At 57.6% G+C, this 18,614-nt stretch carries 14 protein-coding genes and 5 pseudogenes; 4 read left to right on the plus strand and 15 right to left on the minus strand.

What is annotated here, in order from left to right; genetic code table 11:
* Nucleotides 1-61: 61 nt before the first annotated feature.
* Together JCM19049_RS01780 and JCM19049_RS01785 are read right to left on the minus strand one after the other, a co-directional pair.
* Nucleotides 62-1,392 (minus strand): annotated as a pseudogene (locus JCM19049_RS01780) (MFS transporter).
* A 93-nt stretch (nt 1,393-1,485) separates the two neighbouring features.
* Nucleotides 1,486-2,634 carry a M20 family metallopeptidase gene (locus JCM19049_RS01785; RefSeq protein ID WP_306420623.1) on the minus strand — a complete coding sequence of 383 codons (1,149 nt, stop codon included), beginning with the start codon at nt 2,632-2,634 and terminating at the stop codon, nt 1,486-1,488.
* Nucleotides 2,635-2,776: 142 nt separating this feature from the next.
* On the opposite strand from JCM19049_RS01785, the gene JCM19049_RS22975 reads away from it, so the two are divergent.
* The gene (locus JCM19049_RS22975; RefSeq protein ID WP_374700206.1) at nt 2,777-3,364 is read left to right on the plus strand and encodes an Lrp/AsnC family transcriptional regulator; all 588 of its coding nucleotides are present in this window, start codon (nt 2,777-2,779) and stop codon (nt 3,362-3,364) included.
* Between the two features lie 38 nt (nt 3,365-3,402).
* Nucleotides 3,403-3,801 carry a hypothetical protein gene (locus tag JCM19049_RS01795; RefSeq protein ID WP_279402237.1) on the plus strand — a complete coding sequence of 133 codons (399 nt, stop codon included), beginning with the start codon at nt 3,403-3,405 and terminating at the stop codon, nt 3,799-3,801.
* Nucleotides 3,802-3,811: 10 nt separating this feature from the next.
* Here the strand turns inward: JCM19049_RS01795 and JCM19049_RS17915 are convergent, their stop codons facing one another.
* The 8 genes and pseudogenes from JCM19049_RS17915 to JCM19049_RS22980 all read right to left on the minus strand — a co-directional run bounded on the left by JCM19049_RS17915 (nt 3,812) and on the right by JCM19049_RS22980 (nt 12,978).
* A complete protein-coding gene (locus tag JCM19049_RS17915; protein ID WP_279402238.1) occupies nt 3,812-3,934 on the minus strand; it encodes a hypothetical protein in 123 nt (40 codons plus the stop codon).
* Nucleotides 3,935-5,057: 1,123 nt separating this feature from the next.
* A complete protein-coding gene (locus tag JCM19049_RS01800) occupies nt 5,058-6,254 on the minus strand; it encodes an amidohydrolase family protein (protein ID WP_054820618.1) in 1,197 nt (398 codons plus the stop codon).
* On the minus strand, nt 6,199-7,362 hold the full coding sequence (locus tag JCM19049_RS01805) for an aldehyde dehydrogenase family protein (protein WP_306420625.1): 1,164 nt from the start codon (nt 7,360-7,362) through the stop codon (nt 6,199-6,201). Before JCM19049_RS01805 ends, JCM19049_RS01800 begins: the two co-directional genes overlap by 56 nt.
* Nucleotides 7,245-7,661 (minus strand): aldehyde dehydrogenase family protein, encoded by a 417-nt coding sequence (locus JCM19049_RS17920; RefSeq protein WP_279402239.1) that lies wholly within the window; start codon nt 7,659-7,661, stop codon nt 7,245-7,247. Before JCM19049_RS17920 ends, JCM19049_RS01805 begins: the two co-directional genes overlap by 118 nt.
* Nucleotides 7,648-9,120 (minus strand): GMC family oxidoreductase, encoded by a 1,473-nt coding sequence (locus JCM19049_RS01810; RefSeq protein ID WP_279402240.1) that lies wholly within the window; start codon nt 9,118-9,120, stop codon nt 7,648-7,650. Before JCM19049_RS01810 ends, JCM19049_RS17920 begins: the two co-directional genes overlap by 14 nt.
* Nucleotides 9,121-10,170: 1,050 nt before the next feature.
* Nucleotides 10,171-11,265 carry an NAD/NADP octopine/nopaline dehydrogenase family protein gene (locus JCM19049_RS01820; protein WP_054820621.1) on the minus strand — a complete coding sequence of 365 codons (1,095 nt, stop codon included), beginning with the start codon at nt 11,263-11,265 and terminating at the stop codon, nt 10,171-10,173.
* A 63-nt stretch (nt 11,266-11,328) separates the two neighbouring features.
* Nucleotides 11,329-12,054, minus strand: coding sequence for an AbgT family transporter (locus JCM19049_RS17925; RefSeq protein WP_306420624.1), 726 nt, complete (start codon nt 12,052-12,054; stop codon nt 11,329-11,331).
* Nucleotides 11,978-12,978: pseudogene (locus tag JCM19049_RS22980) on the minus strand (AbgT family transporter). The gene JCM19049_RS17925 and the pseudogene JCM19049_RS22980 overlap by 77 nt, the downstream one beginning before the upstream one ends.
* A 175-nt stretch (nt 12,979-13,153) precedes the next feature.
* Here JCM19049_RS22980 and JCM19049_RS17940 point away from each other — a divergent pair.
* Together JCM19049_RS17940 and JCM19049_RS17945 are read left to right on the plus strand one after the other, a co-directional pair.
* A complete protein-coding gene (locus JCM19049_RS17940; protein ID WP_279402244.1) occupies nt 13,154-13,447 on the plus strand; it encodes a GntR family transcriptional regulator in 294 nt (97 codons plus the stop codon).
* A gap of 14 nt (nt 13,448-13,461) precedes the next feature.
* A pseudogene (locus JCM19049_RS17945) lies at nt 13,462-13,797 on the plus strand (FCD domain-containing protein); the annotation flags it as partial.
* 268 nt (nt 13,798-14,065) lie between these two features.
* On the opposite strand, the pseudogene JCM19049_RS22985 reads toward JCM19049_RS17945, so the two are convergent.
* The 5 genes and pseudogenes from JCM19049_RS22985 to purS all read right to left on the minus strand — a co-directional run.
* A pseudogene (locus JCM19049_RS22985) lies at nt 14,066-14,245 on the minus strand (transposase); the annotation flags it as partial.
* Entirely contained in the window at nt 14,233-14,454 is a 222-nt protein-coding gene (locus tag JCM19049_RS22990) for a hypothetical protein (protein ID WP_374700205.1), read from the minus strand. The pseudogene JCM19049_RS22985 and the gene JCM19049_RS22990, both read right to left, overlap by 13 nt.
* Before the next feature lie 617 nt (nt 14,455-15,071).
* A pseudogene (purL, locus tag JCM19049_RS01835) lies at nt 15,072-17,380 on the minus strand (phosphoribosylformylglycinamidine synthase subunit PurL).
* Nucleotides 17,377-18,111 (minus strand): phosphoribosylformylglycinamidine synthase subunit PurQ, encoded by a 735-nt coding sequence (gene purQ / locus JCM19049_RS01840; RefSeq protein WP_054820623.1) that lies wholly within the window; start codon nt 18,109-18,111, stop codon nt 17,377-17,379. Before purQ ends, purL begins: the two are co-directional and overlap by 4 nt.
* Nucleotides 18,112-18,127: 16 nt before the next feature.
* Nucleotides 18,128-18,379, minus strand: coding sequence for a phosphoribosylformylglycinamidine synthase subunit PurS (purS, locus tag JCM19049_RS01845; RefSeq protein WP_054820624.1), 252 nt, complete (start codon nt 18,377-18,379; stop codon nt 18,128-18,130).
* Between the last annotated feature and the right edge of the window lie 235 nt (nt 18,380-18,614).

Consider the following 18,614-nt stretch of genomic DNA (forward strand, 5'->3'; position numbering starts at 1 on the left):
ACGCCCCAGCGCCTAGGAGCGCTTCGGCACCGGATGGCACAGCTAGGACTTTTGACGCAGGCTAATCCGTCAGTTCCTTGCCGCGGGATTCAGTAATGGCCCATGCCGTTAGGGCCGATATCAGCAGCAGCACAATCGAATAGATCGAGAAGACCGTTCCTCCATATTCACCGAACCAGCTATCCAGAGCTGCTTGGAGATATGCCGCTGTCCCGCCGAACAAAGCTACGCACAGGCATATGGCGCGGCAACACCGATAGTGCGAACCGATGTGGGGAACAGCTCGGCATAGACCGCGGGCATGATGGCCGCCGAAGCGGATATGAAGATCAACATGACCGACATAGCGATGAATAGTTGCCACCATTCACCATGCACGACGAAGGTCATCGGGAACTGCATTGCAGCAGCACCAATAGACGAAATGATCAATACCGGACGCCGACCAATGCGGTCCGACAGTTTACCCCAGAATGGGAGTGCCGCCATGAAGATTAGGTTTGCCGCTACGCCAACCCAAAGGGCCTCGGATGGTTCCATGCCAAGGGTAGCGATTGCATGCGCAGGGGTGGCAACGGACCAAATGTAGTAAACCACGGTGAGGCCGACTGTCAACCCGATGACTTGAAAGGCTTTTGTTCGGTTGGCCATGAAGTCTTTGATAAGCGAGGCCTTCGGCTGTGTAGCTTGCTTCTCGGCCTTCTTGTGCTTCGTGAACTGCTCAGTTTCCTTCAAACGTGCTCTCATGACGAGGGTGTATAGTCCGAAAACAGCTCCCAATGCGAAGGGAATGCGCCAGCCGAACCCGTTCATCTGCTCGGTGGTTAAGACCAAGGTGAAAATGGCTCCGAGCAAGGTGCCAAAGACGATGCCGGCGGTCCCTGAGAAGTAGATCAGCGTTGCGTATAGGCCGCGTTTCGGTGCCGGTGCCATCTCGGCCAGGTAGGTCTGGGCGCTGGGAAGTTCGCCGCCGTGGGCCAAGCCTTGGATGAGTCTGGCGATCAGGAGCATCACCGAGGCAAATGCACCCACGGCTGCGAAGTTCGGGGTCACTGCAATAATCAACGATCCTAACGCTGCCAGGCCGACAGCCAACGTCATCGAGGTCTTGCGACCGATGCGGTCACCGATCACGCCGAAGAGCACTCCGCCCACCGGTCGCGCTACGAAGCCCACGGCGAAGATGGCCATGGTTGCGAGGAAGGCGCTGGTCGCGTCTTGCGGGGAGAAGAGGTTATTGGCGATATACGGGGAGAAGGTGGCGTAGATGGCCCAGTCGAACCATTCAACAGCGTTGCCGGCACCGATGCCGAAGAGGCTCTTTGTCAGTTCCTTGCGGTTATGCGGTCGGTCAGTAGTCGACGCCGCGCCGCCGAGTTTAGGCGTTTCCATGAGATTTCTCCGGTCCGAGGTTAGTTGGCGGACAATTCAGCGAGCTTGCTGATGGCCAGATGTGTGTAGAGTGCGGTGCCCTTAGGCAGAACCTCATCGGAGAATTCTGCAAAAGGTGAATGGTTGAATTGTGCGTCGGAAGCCTCGACGCCCGGTGCCAGCGCTGACAGGAATATAAAGGCTCCGGGAACATGTTCGAGGACCCGGGAAAAATCTTCCGATCCCGCGAGCGGGTTTGCCATCTGCGCATATGCTGACTCGTCGAAGAGCTCCACCACGGCACGGCTTGCGTGGCAGTCTCAGATTCGTGTTGATTGTCACCGGATATTCCGGGCGCAGTTCGATTTCAACGTCTACGCCATGCGCTGAGGCAATGCCACGCAGTAGGCGCGGGAGTTTTTGTTCTAATGCTGCAAAGGTCTCGCGGCTGAATGAGCGGACGGTAGCTTCGAAGTGCGCGGTTTCGGGGATAACATTGCGGGCATGGCCGCCCTCAAAGACTCCTACGGAGATCACCACTGGATCGAAGACGTCGAACCTGCGTGTAACCATCCCTTGCATCGCAGTGACCATTTCCGCGGCAACATAGACCGGATCCTTGGCCAGGAATGGTGCGGAACCGTGTCCGCCCTGCCCGTGCACCGTGACGAAGAGACCAGCTGAAGAACTCATCACCGGGCCGGGACGGCTCATAAACTGTCCAGAGGTTCCCAGCGCGCTCATGACATGCAACCCAAAGGCTGCGTCTGCCGTTGCGCCGGCGGCTTCAAGCACTCCCTCGCGAATCATGTGGCCGGCACCGTCGAATCCTTCCTCGCCAGGCTGGAACATGAAGACGACATCCCCGGCCAACTGGTCGCGTCGATCCGCCAAAATCGTCGCGGCTCCAGCGAGCATGGCAGTGTGCAAATCGTGGCCGCAGGCATGCATCGTATTGCCCGTTTGGGAGGCGTAGGAAACGTTGGCCTTTTCCCTTACTGGCAAGGCATCCATGTCGCCGCGCAGTAGGACGCTGGGAGCATTGTCCCGCGCGGCACCGCCACGCAGCACAGCGGTGACCGAGCTCAGCTCTTGTCCCAGAGTCACCTCGAATCCTAGCGGTTCGAGCCATTCCAGGACTCGCTGTTGGGTCAATGGCAAATCAAGTCCGACTTCCGGTTGACGGTGAAGCTCATGGCGAAGCTTCTGGATTTCAGGCGCCAGGTGCTGGGCATCGCTGACAATGTTTTCCGAAGAATACATCGCGGACCTTCTTTTCGTTGACAAGGAGGCATCTTATGAGGCCAATCACACTGTTTATCATCAGGTACTTTGGAACGTGCCCCTGTAGATTCAAGGTTTAATTGCATTTGAACGTGGATCGACCGAAAATAGTTGCACGATGATGGATTTCGAACTAGCGCAAGATGACTTGGAACTAGTGCATGCGCTACAAATAGCGCCGCGCTTAAGTTGGACAGAGCTGGGCAAGGTGCTTGGAAGGCATCCGGCCACCTTGTCTAACCGCTGGAACCGCCTGCATTCGCAACGGGTCGTCTGGATACTGGGGCATTTGGGTGGCCGCCCGCAGATGCATTGCACCGTGCTCTTGGACGTGGAGGTGGATCCCCGACTCATGGATGCCACTTTGCGGGCATTGTGCCGGATACCGGAGGTGAATTCCGTTGACAGTTCCTCGCGGCATGCCGATTTCCGGTTGACCTGCATCGCTCCGGACTGGCTGAGCATGTCACACCGGGTGCTGCCCAAATTGTGGGCAGTGGAAGGGGTTCTGAGGATCAAGGCCTCCGTCTGCACACGCGTCTATGCCAGCGGAGACCAGTGGAGACTCGATGTCCTTTCACCTCGGCAGGAGGATGAGCTACGCGCCTGGCGCCAGCACCGCAGGTTTCAGTCGGAACTATCCCTGCGGCCCTGTGGCCCTGCCTTGAAGTCCTGCAGGTCAATGGCCGAGCAACAGCACGAGATATAGCCCAATCAACAGGACAGCATCCGGCCACCGCAGCTCGCTTGCTCAATGCCGCACTATCCGCAGGCATGGTATACATTCGTTGCGAACTGGCTACCGACTATTCCGGATCCCCGCTGTTGGTACAGTGGTTTACCAAGGTGCCACCGGGAATGGAAGACCGAATCGCGCAATTCCTTAAAACTTTTCGCAGCCTAAGATTGTGCGCAGCCACCACGGGGGAAGCGAACCTGACGTTCAACATGCAGCTGCATGAACCATCTGAAATCGCCAGCATCGAGCGAAAGCTCGTCGCACAGTTTCCGCAACTGCAGATCCTTGAAACCTGTGTCGGCACAAGAAGCTACAAGCGCATGGGATGGCTGCTCGATGCCGACGGGCGGTTCAACCGATCTCCAGACAGCATTGAAAGTAGCTACCAATCGAGACCGCATAGCTGAGGATGAACGGCTACAACTGGCTGCGCCCCTGAAGGGAGGCGCGCAGCACCTGCAGCACCCCGTGCTCGGTATTGGCCGGGGCCGTGAAGTTCGCGGCCTGCGCCACCAGCGGGTGAGCAGTGGCCCCATGCACTCCACAGAGCGGATTTTTCTCATCGATAAATTTATATTATGTATAGCTCCGGCTTTTGTATTGTCTTGTCCTGCGGACTCGGGGGTCTTTGGAGGGCATGCTGGCGAGGCAGGAACTATCTAGCGGATGACTACTCTCCAGTCACAAATAAATACGCTAAATTATTCTTCTACACGTATCCATTCGAATACACGTCAGGCCCCGGTGTCCTCCTCTGAGATCCGCACTCACGGTACCAGAATCCGCGGCCGATGCGCTTTCTGCACAGAACCAGGAAAACATGCCCCCTAGCGTCACTGGAGCTCTGTTCTCCACCGCCCTCGCCTCCGGCCTGTTGTTCTCCGCCGCGCCGGCACATGCCACAGAAGCACACCTCGCCTTCGCCACAGCCAGCACCCAGGAAACCACCGCCGAGGAGCTATCCGCCTCGGCACCAGAGGCATCGGAAAGCATATCTGCCTCCGTGGAAGCTGGAGAAACTAGCCATACCGAGACCGCAGACCTTCCTGCCGAGCCCAGCGTAGAACCGACAGAACAGGCTGGCTACGAAGCAGCTCAGACGCCCATGAGCCAACCGATGCGACTCGCAGCTACTTCTATTGCCGTAAGTGACCGATAATCTACGTTATGTAAAGCCGCATTCTGCGTATCTCATCCGACGAATCATCCAACCCCTCTTCCATAACGGATATGCGTATTGTAGATAGAGTAAATATGCAGGACTATCGAAGATTGCCGTACGGTTTTGGATATCAAAAGAAACTCTCTCCGCCTTACACTCGTTAGGTTATCGGCTTGAAGGAAACGAGTGCGAAAGTAGTTTCGGCGCCGGTCCAGGTATGCGCTCCACTGCGGTCGATTCGTTATGGGACTCGCATTCCCCAAGACCGCAGATCCTTATGAGCCGCTATCGGGAGAGGGGCCAGTACGAGGTATTGCAACCTCATCAAGAGGCGGGCCAAGCACGGGAAACCTGCAGGGGGACACCCTCATCCCCTCCCCGGTACGCTGCTGACTGTGCTGCTCAAAGTAACGCAGATACAGCTGCTTCTTCTCCCGGGCGCGCAGTTTCCCCGCGGCTCCGGGCCGCAGTACGCGCGCGATTTTAGCCCGGAGCCGTTGTTCAGCGGACCTTTCGTCCGCTTTTGTATACTCCTGCAACCCGTGAAGACAATCCTTCAAAGGATGTCAGATCCCCGCGGAAGACGGCCAAATCCGCTCGGAGTCCTGGCCGAATAGCACCGCGATCGTCGAACCCGAGTAACTGGGCAGCGGACTGGGTGGAGGCATGCAGCACAGCTTCGGGGCTCATCCCGGCCCTTTGCATGAGCTGGAGCTCCTCTAGATTTATTCCGTGCTTGAAAAGTCCCGCATCAGTTCCCATCGCGATTTTGACTCCGGCTTTGACCGCTTGCTTGATCATGGCAGCATGAGCGATGCCAGCTTCGCGTGATTTGCGTGCAACTTCATCTGCTACCGAAGCGCCGGCGTCGATCATCCGGTTCAGTGCTACAGGGGCCAGAAGCGTCGGCACGAGCCACACGTCATGCTCTATCATCAGCTGGAAGCACTCGTCATCAGCATAGACGCCATGCTCAATTGACCTGACCCCAGCGCGGATTGCATTGATAATTCCTTGTTTACCTTGCGCGTGGGCCATGACTGGTGTCTGTCCGGACTTCGCCTCTCGGACGCAAGCTTCTAGTTCGTCCATGCTGAATTGTGCATGATGTGGATTGTCGGTCACTGATGAGACGCCACCGCTAGTGCAGATCTTGACGACATCGGCACCTGCACGCTGCAGTTCGCGCACGCGCTTGCGCATCTCCTCAACACCGTCCACGACAGGGGCTGGTCGGCCTGGGTGCTCAGGCAGCAGGTGATGTACGGCGCCTGAAGGGGTCACACCATCCGAATGGCCACCAGTTTGACTCAATATATTGACTGCAATACGCATATCGGGCCCCTCGACCAATCCTAGTTCAATGGCTCGTTTGATTCCGGCGTCGGCTCCGGCCGCGTCGCGTACTGTAGTGATACCCAAATCTAGGGTGCGTCGTAATGTGTCGGCAGCTGTATAGAACTGCAGTGAAAACGGTTCGGTCAGTTGCGCGAGGGGATTAATACCATCGATAGTGAGGTGCACATGACAATCAATTAATCCCGGTGTCAGTGTACAGTTTGGTAGTTCCACGATGTCGTCTGCGACGAGTCCTGGTCCTACTTCCCTGATCTGTCCACCGTCAATGAGTACTTCGGTCCCGCTAGGAAGGAAAGTTTCTCCGTCGAACACCTTCTCGGGGCGGATTACAGTACTCATGGCCGTCCGCTTCATGGGGTACGAATACTGTTGTGGGCCGTGTGGCCGCGTCATAGGAAAGGGTGCCGCCTACCGCGCCCATGCCACTAGATCGAGCCGGTTCGGCCTGACGGATGCCGTCGCTTGCCTGCCAACCGTTAATCCAGATCACTGCCGCTTCGATGTCACGGGCCGCAGCCAAATTTTCCGCATTATTACTGTAAACCGTGGCAGCCAGCCCATATTCACTCTCACGGGCCAGTTCTAGTGCGGTGGCAAATGAGTCAACGACTGTTATTGGAGCAACCGGCCCAAAAGTCTCCTGCTGCGCAATTAGCATGTTTGCGGTGATCCCGGTAAGAACCGTGGGCGGGAAATGATTACCATTCACCTCTGTAGGGATACCTCCGGCAATCACTTCGGCTCCAAGCGCAACAGCGTCGGACACATGTTCGGCCACTATCCTCGCCTGATCATTGTCGACCATTGGGCCAATTGCCATTCGGCCACCCTCAGCGAAGATCTTGCTGGCTTCAACAAGAGCTGGAAGGAAACTTTCGACAATGTCCTGGTGAACGTAAATGCGTTCCATGGAAGTGCAGATCTGTCCGCTGTTGAGAAATGAGCCTGCTGCCACGTCCATGGCTACCGATTCCACATCGACTCCGACATCAACAATCGCCGCGTCTTTGCCGCCCAGCTCCAAAATGGACCGATTCAGATTGCTTCCGGCAGCTTGCGCAATCTTGCGACCGGTGGCAATCGAACCGGTGAAAACTACCAGATCTATGTCTGCGTGAGCAGCTAGGGCCTTTCCCGCCTGCCCGTCGCCCAGCACAAGATTCAGAACTCCAGATGGCAGCAGATTTTCCTCGAACAGGATGCATGCTGAAGGGGTGGCTTTCTCAGAAGGCTTGATGATCACAGTGTTGCCGGAGGCAAGCAACGGACCGAGGTTGACTAAGATCTGTGCCACTGTGAAATTCCACGGGACAATCTGGGCTACGACTCCTAAGGCGCTACGGTTGATCTCTGTAGTTCCGTTGGCGCCCTTGATACTGGTGTGGAACGGATAATTCCCCCATCCTCTAAGGCTGCCCGGAAAGCACTCAGGCCGGCTTGAAGGAATTGATGTGCGACTGCGATCGGCTTGCCCATTTCACGCTGTTCTTCCCGTGCGATCTCCTCAGCGCGCGACTCGATCCGATCAGCGAACTTGCGCAGCATTGCCAGTCGTTCATCTAGCGGCAGGGATACCCATTGATTTTGGGCGCCACGCGACGAACTCACAGCGCGGTTTACCTCATCGAAGCTGCTAGCGGGAAATGTTGCGAAAATCGATCCATCATCTGAAGCAGCAGCTTGCAGCGTCCTGCCCGAGACGGATCCCTGCCATTGCCCGCCAATGAAGTTACTAAGCTTCAGCATTTTCCAGACCTTTCGATGTGCTTTCTTCTTTAGGGATAACACGATCGGCCATTGCTTCGGCGATGGCGACCGTGGCCAGATGGGTGTTGGCCCTTGGAACCGAGGGGAAGATCGAAGCGTCAATCACGCGAAGTCCCTCGAATCCGATGACCTTGCATTCGGGATTGACGACGCTGCGGGGATCTTCTTCCCTGCCCATGCGGCAAGTGCTGGTGGCATGCTGTGTATCAGCGACGCGTGACCGCAGGAATTCATCAATTCGTCTCTCGTCATTCGAAGCAATAGCTGTATAGAACTCCTCAGCGCTTTGTTCTACAGGCACTGCGGAAATCGCGCGCACTGGAGCAGTCGTACAGAGCCGTGCAAGGAATTGAGCCCCCTGACGTAACCTGCGTATGTCACGTACGTCCGTGAGCATGCGTTCATCCACGAATGGCTGCTCCAAAGGATCGACTGAAGTCACTTCAACTCGGCCCCGTGAATGCACCTGGTTGAGCCAAATACCAATCGCTGCGGCCCCATGCGAGGTGTCGGCACTTTCCATCGCCAGCACGTTCTGGTTCATAGACACGAGCATTAGATCATTACGGCAGCCATCCGGATCGTCACTGTTAAACCGGGCGGCGATGTTCGTATGCCTGTCTTCGACGGTCACTGGTGGGGTGTTCCTCCCCAGTAAAATGCCCACAGCAATCATTGGATGATCCTGCAATCCTTCGCCCACCGGAAGTTCCCTGCGCACCGGGACCGACAGGCGCTCCAAAACAGCGGCAGGTCCGATTCCCGAACGGATCAGTATCGGTGGAGTATGCACAGCACCTGCAGCGAGGATGATTTCCTCACCGTATTCCTCCACTGCCCCTTCATCGGTGATAATCCGCACTCCAATTGCCCTGTTAGCGCGGAAAAGAACCCTATCCACAGTCGACCCACCGCGCACGGTGAGATTAGGATTCTCCCGCTGCGGCTCAATGTATGCGTCGTTGACCGAGACTCTACGCAAATTACGCGAATTGATCGGGTATACGCTAACGCCGGAACCAGAGGGCGAATTAATATCTTCTACCCACTGCAACCCCATTTCTTGGGCAGCATCTGCCAATGCACGATCCGCTGGTCCCCATGTCTCCTCACCTGCGCGATAGATCGGGATCGGACCCGCGTTACCGTGATGTGACTCCTCACCAAACTGCGCGTCGTGCTCCAGCTTCCTAAAATAAGGCAATACTTCTGACCAGCTCCACCCGTCGCAACCGTCAGCGGCCCAATTATCGAAATCTTCCGCTGGGGGACGAATCGCAATCTGACCGTTAATGGCTGAACTACCACCAACCCCCCGACCGCGCCAATATGGCGCCGGTTCCTGCTTTGGTGTCCGCTTAGCCAGCAGTTTTGGATACATCATTCCCTCACAAGCGATCGGGTCGACCAGGGCTTTGAGCGGATTGGGCTGCGCCAAGCCTCATGCAGCTCTTCGGCTCGATAATCCGGACCACTTTCAAGCAGTAATACTTTGTCTCCGGCTGCTGCGCGACGTGCCGCGAAGGTCGCGCCGGCCGATCCCCCACCTACGACAACGTATTTCCAGGTGCTCATGGTGTTTTCCCCTTCCCAAGGCAGAAGTGCTTTGTCCAAGCCAGACTGTGACGCGGGTCACCGCCTTCCTTGGAAAGGGTATCTCACCGAAGAATGAAATTTCAAGAAAAAACGAAAACTCAGTTTCCTGTAAAATTTGAATCTCCGCTTATGCCTTAGTCAAGGAGGTCATCATTGGCAGCGAACCAGAAGTTCACTGAGGAGCTGGGTGCTGCTCTGGCAAATTTTCTGATGTGGCCCCCTATGGCCGGCCGTATCTCGGCGGCTCTCATGGCCAGTCCGAAACCGCTGACCCTCACGGAACTACAGGATCAGCTCCACGCCAGTGGAGGCGCAATCTCAGAAAGCACTCGGCTCTTGCTCACCACAGGGGTTATCCGTCGCCTTAAAACACCGGGTGTCCGACGCGCCCAGTATGAATGGTCCGATGACGCGTGGGTTAACTGCGCTAAGCACACTCGCGACCAAGTTGCTAAGTTACAAGATTTGGCCGAACGAACCGCAACCACATCCGATGGATCGGAGCTGTTTCTCTCCCGAATACGTGACATGGAGAAGTACTACCATCTCATGACGGATGGGCTTGCGAGGCTGAGCGATGAATATGAAACCCAGTTCCGCGCCGAGCAACCTACTGAGATATCCGCCACGACGAAGACAATGAGAACGTAGCATCTTCCTTCAATCTGCATAGTAAATCTCATTGAGCTGCACGGCCAGAAACATCAAAGGCTATCCGTGTCTGCATGTTCAAGAAGTGAGCTCCAACAAAAAGAGAGTGTGTCTTCCAGCAAAATTGGAAGACACACTCTCTAGAATTCGAAGGCAACAGAACGTGCGTCAAACGCACGGTGTGGGCTCTTGGATCGTAAATTTCACTAGCTCTTGAACCTTCAATTCATCTGGCTGTGTTCTACGAAGTCACCAATGGAACTGTGCCCTGCAAAAAGGCTGTCCTAATTGCCTGCGCATCGAGACCTTCTAGTCCCAAAATATCCGCCGTGCGTCCACTGTCTTCAAAGTCAGTTCCGCAGATGATGCCACTGAGCTTGATGAAGGAATCCGTCAGCGGCAACGACAATCCGATTTGTTGAGCCAACGAGTTCCAGATGACCAATCCAAAGGGTATATCTTCGGTGAAGTAGCGGTGGGTCAAGGAATCTGGTTCCGGGAATGCCTGCCGGCCGTAACCTTGAACGATGCGTTCTACATACGATCCCTCGGTGACACCATACGCGCTTTCCAGGAATTCCCAGAAGGTAATGGTTTCGACACCCAATGCCCGAGCGAGAAGGAGCCGTTCCTGGTCGAGCGCGTTGATGACTTCAGCAACGCCTGGAGTCACAAGTGTATGTTGCGGCAGCCCATCACCATCTTCGACAGTCTTGATATTCAACACCGCGGGTGGGACGTGGTAGATCGCATTGCAATTGGCCAGGCCCACAGACAGTGTGTCACTGCCAGCAACATAGCGATCCCCGAAGTACTGGCTCAGTCGATCCAGGGCTTCTTGAGATCTTGATTGGGGAATGGTTGCTAGTTGCACCGCGTTCTTGATGGCGCCGATATAAACCTGGGCCGGGCCGCGTAACCTGCAGGTGTAGAGGCTAGTTGCGGTTTCAGCGATGAGGCAGGCTTGCCGCTGAGCCAATCCGAAGTGCTTTGACAGTTCGACGGCGCTGCCCAAAACACTTGGCTGGAAGACCACCAACTGCTCAGGTTCCAGAATCGAGGCCAGTTGTTCCGAGAGATACGCGTGGGCAAAGGCTGGTGCAGCGACGATGACGGTGTCGGCACCTGAAACTGCTTTCCTGAGATCAATCGTCATCATTGGATTGTCCGCGTGTCCTTCTACATCTCCCGTGAGATCAATGCCATTGTTCGCGCGGATATCTTCGAAATCTTTATCCCAGCGTGAAAACAGTCGGACATCATGGCCCAGTAAGATCATGTGGCCGGCAATGGCCTGTCCCACATTGCCAGCTCCGACAATTGCGATACTTCCCATAGGATGTATTCCTTCTTTCGTAAGTGCGCACCGAGGTTCCAGCGCACGTTTTGACTTGGTTGATTACCGAACTGGCACACCAGGCCCCAACGGGATGCCCAAGGCGTACCAGAGAGTGAAGAATGCCGACCAGACGACAAGGACACCGACAGCTAAGGGAACGGTGAACGAGAGCATGGTCCCGATGCCAGCTCCTTTCCGGAACTGCTGGACGTATCCAAGCGCGAGGACAAAGTAACCATTCAGCGGGGTAATGCAGTTGGTTACCGAGTCACCGATCATGAAGGCAACCATGGAAGCTTCCGGCCGAAGGCCCACGTACATCATCATGGGGATGACAACCGGGGCGAGGATTGACCACATTGCCGAGCCGCTCGTGATGAGAATGTTCAAGACGCTGATGGCCAGCACGATTACTAGCAAGATGACGAGGTGTGGTGCGTCAAGCGATTTGAGTGCCTGTGCGCCATTGACGCTAATCACGGAGCCAATGTTGGTCCAGGTGAAGTAGGCCAGGAACTGCGCCACAACGAAGAACAGTACAAGGACCGGAGCGAGTGTGCGAATACCTTCTGCCATGGCCGGAGGCACATCACTCAGTGTAGGGATCGAGCCCGTGATCTTTCCGTAGACAATCCCCAAGAGAGCGAAAACCACGCAGATAACAATGGCGATGTTCTTCACGATGACCGATGTCACGATACTGCCACCTTCACCCAAGAAAGGCGATCCGCAGAAGGGCCAGTACCGCCAATACGGCGCAAATGACGAAGACACCCATTGAAACACCTAGGGCACGCTTTTCAATGCTGTTAAGCGTAATTTGACTAGCATTTGCAGCGCCCTTGTCGTTGACAACATTGAAGAGCTTATCGGCCTTCAGGAAATCGGTTTCCATAGTTGAGGCGCCAAATTCTGGCCGGCGCGCAAGGAACTTGTCCACGATCAGGGCGATGGCCGCCGCGAGGACCACCGACGAGGCAGCAGTGAAGAAGTATGTGGCGACAGGAGTGATGGTGTAGTTCTCGTCCACGATGTGCGCGGCAGCGGTGGAAAGGGAAGAACGGATGGCGTCTTGGGGTGTTACTAGCGGGCTGGCGTTAAATCCCACGGCTGTTGCAGCGTAGGCAACCATGAGCCTAATACAGGGCTGCGGCCTGCTGCGCGAAAAGCTAAGGCTCCCAGCGGGATCATGACCAGGTATGCCGAGTCACTCATGATGTGGGCGATCATCGAGCTGAAAGCGATGGAGAACGTTAGCATAAACGAGGGCAGTCGTCCTATGGTGATGCGCAATATTGCGGTGAGAAGACCGCTACGCTCCGCAACACTCACACCCAATAGGACTACGACGATGGTAGCCAAAGGCGGAAAAGTAGCGTAGTTCGTCAACGCCGATTCGAGCGCAAACTTGATCCCCTCAAAGGAAAAAAGATTCTGAACGGCAACGTCTTCACCGGTCGTGGGCAGCGTAACTGTGACGCCGAAGGCAGCCAAAGCTGCACTGACAACTCCCAACACAAGGCAGAGAATTACAAAGAGCCACAGAGGGTGTGGAAGCCTGTTACCGGCCCTTTCGATGGCGCTTAGAGCACGATATAAGCGGTTTGTGGGAACGTCAGTAGTCCCAACAGGAGTTTGTGTCATCTTCCTGAAAACCTTTTCTTGATCAATCGTCGAGATTACGAAGTGAAGGACATGCGCAAATTGCATGAAGTACCAAACAGGGAAGGCGCTGGTCCAGTAAAACCTACCCAGTGTGCATTACGGTGTTACTCTCGTGATATATCTCGAGAATGCTATGCTTGTTCTTGGCAGAGTGTCAAGCCTCACATTTATGCAGGGGTAAAAAAGAGCGAGGTTAGAAGTGGTGAATAAAGCGGGCTCTATGGCGGACCGCGCGTATGAGGCTCTAAAGCGCGATATTTTGCGCTGCAGATTTCGACCGGGCTCACTGATCCTCGATACCGCGCTGGCCGAAGAGTACGGCATGAGCAGAACACCAATTCGTGAAGCAATTAATGTTCTGCGGCGCGAAGGCCTAGTCGTTGTCATCCCACGAAGGGGAACACTTGTGAAAGCCATCGATTTTGGTGAGCTTCAAGACACCTATCGCATGAGGGCATTACTTGAACCGAAGCCGCAGTTCTCGCTTCCCATAGAGCAACGGCAGAAGAATTAGAAAGCCTTGAAGCGCTAAGCGCAGCAAGTACGAACCCGGATTTTGACCACCAGACCCGGAACGAAATGAATCGGATCCTCCACGTGCAGATTGCCGAACTCTCGCGGATCCCAGTGCTCGCCCAAACGGTCAAGACACTTCATGAAGAAATTGAGCGTTTCCTGAACTACCAAGGTAAGCAAGGACAACCGTACAAGGCCACGAATCATGGAAAGTTAGTTGAAGTCATAAAAAATGGCTCTGAAGATGAGATCAGAGACACTGTCTCCTCCGGCATTGAGCGCTCACGCAAACACATGCTGGTAGGACTTATGGATGGTCACCAAGAAAAAGGAAAACAAGCATCTTAAGGCTAGTCTCTAACATGGAAAGCCGGTGACTACTGGAGCAGAGGACAGCACCGAAGAAGCCATCACCATCATACAAGATCACCAAGTACAGCGCTTGCCAACCAGCCGGAGTCGGCAAAGCATCGAGAAACGTGGAATCGGACCTCCGCACCGGCGGCCTGGTGTTTGCAGTATACTCAGCCAACGAGCAACCCGCTGGTTCCCGGAAGAACAGAAGTCGCTCGCCCCATACATCGAGATGAAGCCGTTGGGCTAATTTATGCTTTACCCTGAACCCGCCGGATTCCAAGAGCGAGCGGGCAATACAATTCGCCAGGTTCCTGAATCCCAGTGCGCTGTCGCGTAGGTGCTCCGGCCGTCAGTTGATCGTTTCGGTGGGCCCGTTCGAGGCGTTTTCCCGGTCGAAGTAGGCCAGGAAGTCCCTAGACCTGCGTTTCAGATTTCGGCCAGTGATGCCAGTTCGGGCAACTGTGCAGAAATTTTCGCCTTGGTTATCTCCATGACCCATTTACCGATGTTCCTCTCCTTTTGCCGGTAGGCGTCAACGATGCGCTGATAGACGTTCCAGGTAAATGGCACTGGCTCGTGCTGCTGATCAGCAAGCAAGGCATCAAGCCGTTCAATCTGCTTCTCAGTGAGCAATCCATCCCCGGTCAATAGTGTCCGGCGGGCCGTATAGAGCGGGTAGTCGTTGCGTCCGTGGTGCTACATCCTCGGTTGCGGAGAGCCATTTAGGCATCTATTAGAGATCTGTGCATCAAAATGTATGGCAGAAGCATTTGGAAGCAGTTGAGAGATACATTTACAAGGTGCCTCATAACCTAAGAGTTGCAAGACGTCTCGTCATGCTCCTTTTCCCCGCTCCTAAACCCTTGAGAAAACAACGATGGACGATTCTCGTAACTATGTGCTGCAACCGATCTCTTGAGTTCGTGTCACCATCGTTAGTTGCGAGACACCCTTCACGTACTAAGGTTCTGGCTGGTCAGATACGTCCGCGCATCTACCAAAGCTCGGAACACAAATCTGCAGATTTAGGTTCTTCTCGCGGCAGAGGTGTCCGGGGATAACCTCTATGTGGACCCCGTCCTTTCCATTGCACCCACCAAGTGACCAGTACCGGGGAAAGCACTCGGCGCATTGCGCCCAAGGGGACTGTGGCCATCACCTCCATGTACAAGACGGGGCGGCTCACCCCTGAGGAGAGGGGAAACGCAACGGCCCGTCTCACCGCGAGGAGGAAACGGGCCATTGCGCTAATGGGAGAGCGGCGATTAACCGAAGTACTTCTCCATGGTGCCCTCGTGGACCTCACGCAGTTCCTCCACCGAGGCGGTGAAGTGCCCCTGGACCTCCAGCGCATTGGACTCGGCGTCCACCACGCCGATCCGGGCCACGGTGATCCCGCGGGCGCTGGTCATGTCGTTGAAGCGCACTTCCTCGCTGCGCGGCACCGCGACCAGGGCGCGGGCCTGGGTTTCGGAGAACAGCGCAGTGAACGCGTCGATGCCATCACGAGCCATGATCTCATCCAGCGCCACCCGGGCACCCACGCCGTAGCGCAGCACCATCTCGGACAGCGCCGCGGCCAGGCCGCCTTCGGACAGGTCGTGCGCGGCGTCGATCATGCCGTCGCGGCTGGCGTTGATCAGCACCTGGCCCAGCGCCTTCTCCGCGGCCAGGTCCACCTTCGGCGGCAGACCGCCCAAGTGCCCGCGCAGGTTCGCGTACTCGGAGCCGTCCAGCTCATCCAGGGTCTTGCCGATCAGGTAGATCGCCTGCCCGTCGGCCTCGGCGCGCCACCCGGAGGGGGTGCGGCGGGCCACGTCATCCAGCTTGCCCAGGGTGGCGACCACCGGGGTCGGGTGGATGGCCTTCTCCCCGGTCTGGTTGTACAGCGACACGTTGCCGCCGGTGACCGGCACGCCCAGCTCCATGCAGGCGTCGGACAGCCCGCGGATGCCTCGGCCAGCTGCCACATTACGTCCGGGTCCTCGGGGGAACCGTAGTTCAGGCAGTCGGAGACCGCCGCCGGGATGGCCCCGGAGGTGGCCACGTTGCGGTAGACTCGGCCAGCGCCAGTTGAGCTCCTGCGTAAGGATCCAGGTAGGTGTAGCGGCCATTGGCGTCGGTGGCGATCGCCACCCCCAGCCCGCTCGCTTCGTCCACGCGCACCACGCCGGCATCATCCGGGGAGGCCAACGCGGTGTTGCCACCCACGTAGCGGTCGTACTGGCGGGTGATCCAGGACTTGTCGCACAGGTTCGGCTGGCAATCAGCTCCAGCACCGCCGCCTTGAGCTGCTCACCGGTGCCTGGCAGGTCCCGCCCGGCCGCGGAGGAGCGGAAGGTGTCGGCCTGCAGCGCATCCTGCCAGTCGGGGCGGGCGTATGGGCGGTCGTAGACCGGGCCGTCGTGGGCGACGGTCTTGGGATCCACGTCCACGATCACTTCGCCGTTCCAGGTGATGACCAGGCGGTTGGTGTCGGTGACCTCGCCCAGCCAGGAGTACTCCACGCCCCACTTGGCCATGACGGCTCGAACGCCTCAACGTTCTCGGGGGAGACCACCGCCATCATGCGTTCCTGGGACTCGGACATCAGGATTTCGCCCGGGGTCAGGTCGAGTCGCGCAGCAGCACGTTGGTCAGCTCCACGTGCATGCCGCCCTCGCCGTTGGAGGCCAGCTCGCTGGTGGCGCAGGAGATGCCCGCGGCACCCAGGTCCTGGATGCCCTCGACCAGGGAGGCCTTGAACAGTTCCAGGCAGCACTCGATGAGCACCTTCTCGGCGAACGGGTCACCGACCTGCACGGCCGGGCGCTTGGAGGGCTTGGAGTCGTCGAAGGACTCGGAGGCCAGCACGGAGCGCCGCCGATCCCGTCCCCGCCGGTGCGTGCCCCGAAGAGCACCACCTTGTTGCCCACGCCCGAGGCGTTGGCCAGGCGCAGGTCCTCGTGGCGCAGCACGCCCACGGCCAGCGCGTTGACCAGCGGGTTGCCTGGTAGATCGGGTCGAACACGGTTTCCCCGCCGATGTTTGGCAGGCCCAGCGAATTGCCGTAGCCGCCGATGCCGGAGACCACCCCGTGCACCACACGCTGGGAATCCGGATGGTCGATGGCGCCGAAACGCAGCGGATCCATGACCGCCACCGGGCGAGCGCCCATGGAGATGATGTCACGCACGATGCCGCCGATGCCCGTGGCCGCACCCTGGTAGGGCTCCACGTAGGAGGGGGAGTTGTGCGATTCGATCTTGAAGGTCACGGCCCAGCCGTCGCCCAGGTCGGTCACGCCGGCGTTTTCGCCGATGCCGACCATCAGGTCCTTCTTCATCTCCTCGGTGACCTTCGCACCGAACTGGCGCAGGTGGTTCTTCGTGGACTTGTAGGAGCAGTGCTCGGACCACATCACCGAATACATCGCCAGCTCGGCGGCGGTGGGGCGCCGGCCCAGGATCTTGACGATCTCGTCGAACTCGTTTTCCTTCAGGCCCAGTTCGGCCCAGGGCAGCTGAACCTGCGGGGTGGCCGAGGCATTCTCCACGGTGTCGATATTGAATTCCTGAGCGACGTCCTTGCTCATTTCTTGCCTCCAACAAGGTGGGTCAGAACACTGGTGAAGAACCGCAGGCCGTCGGTGCCGCGGTGGTCCGGCCCGAAGCCGGGCTCGATGGCGTGCTCCGGGTGCGGCATCAGGCCCACGACGTTGCCGGCCTGGTTGCTCACCCCGGCAATCGCGCGGCGGGAGCCGTTCGGGTTCCAGCCCACGTAGGAGAACGCGATGCGGTTCTCCGCCTCCAGCGCGTCCAGGGTCTTCTCATCGGCCACGTACTGGCCGTCCTGGTTCTTCAGCACGATGGTGATTTCCTCGCCCTGCTCGTACTCACCGGTCCAGGCGGTCTGGTTGTTCTCCACGCGCAGCACCTGGTCGCGGCAGATGAACTTCAGATGGTCGTTCTTGATCATCGAACCGGGCAGCAGGTGCGCCTCGGTCAGGATCTGGAAGCCGTTGCAGATTCCCAGCACGGGCAGCTTCGCCTCGGAGTTCGCCGCGTCCACGATCTTGTCCATCATCGGGGCGAAGCGGGAGATCGCCCCGGCACGCAGGTAGTCGCCGTAGGAAAAGCCACCGGGGATGATCACCGCGTCCACCTCTCCCAGCGAGGTGTCGGCGTGCCACAGCGGCACGGCCTGGGCGCCTGCGGCGCGCACCGCACGGGCGGCGTCGCGGTCATCCAGGGTTCCGGGGAAGGTCACCACGCCGATGCGGGCGCCGGACAGTTCGGCACTGGGCGTCGAATAGTCGCCAATCAGGGCAGTTCGGTGCTCATTAGTCCGCGACGACCTCGACGTTGACGACGTCCTCGATCACCGGGTTGGACAGCAGGGTGGCGGCCGCCTCACGGGCCTGGGTGAGGATCTGCTCGGTCACCTCGCCCTCCACGGTCAGCTCGAAGCGCTTGCCCTGGCGGACAGCTTCGAAGGAGGAGAAGCCAAGGCGGGGCAGTGCTCCCGCAATCGCCTTGCCCTGGGGGTCAAGGATTTCTGGCTTGAGCATGACATCAACAACGATCCGGGGCATCCGGCATATCTCCTGTGCGCGAGGGGGTTAAATGCCACACGGAGTTGCCGTCTCACACCAGGGGGATTGCGCTCCGCGAGCTTGCCCATCCAGTCTACCGGCAATGTGACCGGTGCTGGGCCGAGTGTGAGCCAGCTATCCCCGGGACCGGAACCCGCCCGCCGCACGGGTGCCGGGCGCAGCCAGGCAGTACGCTGGAGGCGTGGCTACTTCACTGAGCACTTCACTCGCGGCG

It is taken from the genome of Arthrobacter sp. JCM 19049, assembly GCF_001310435.1.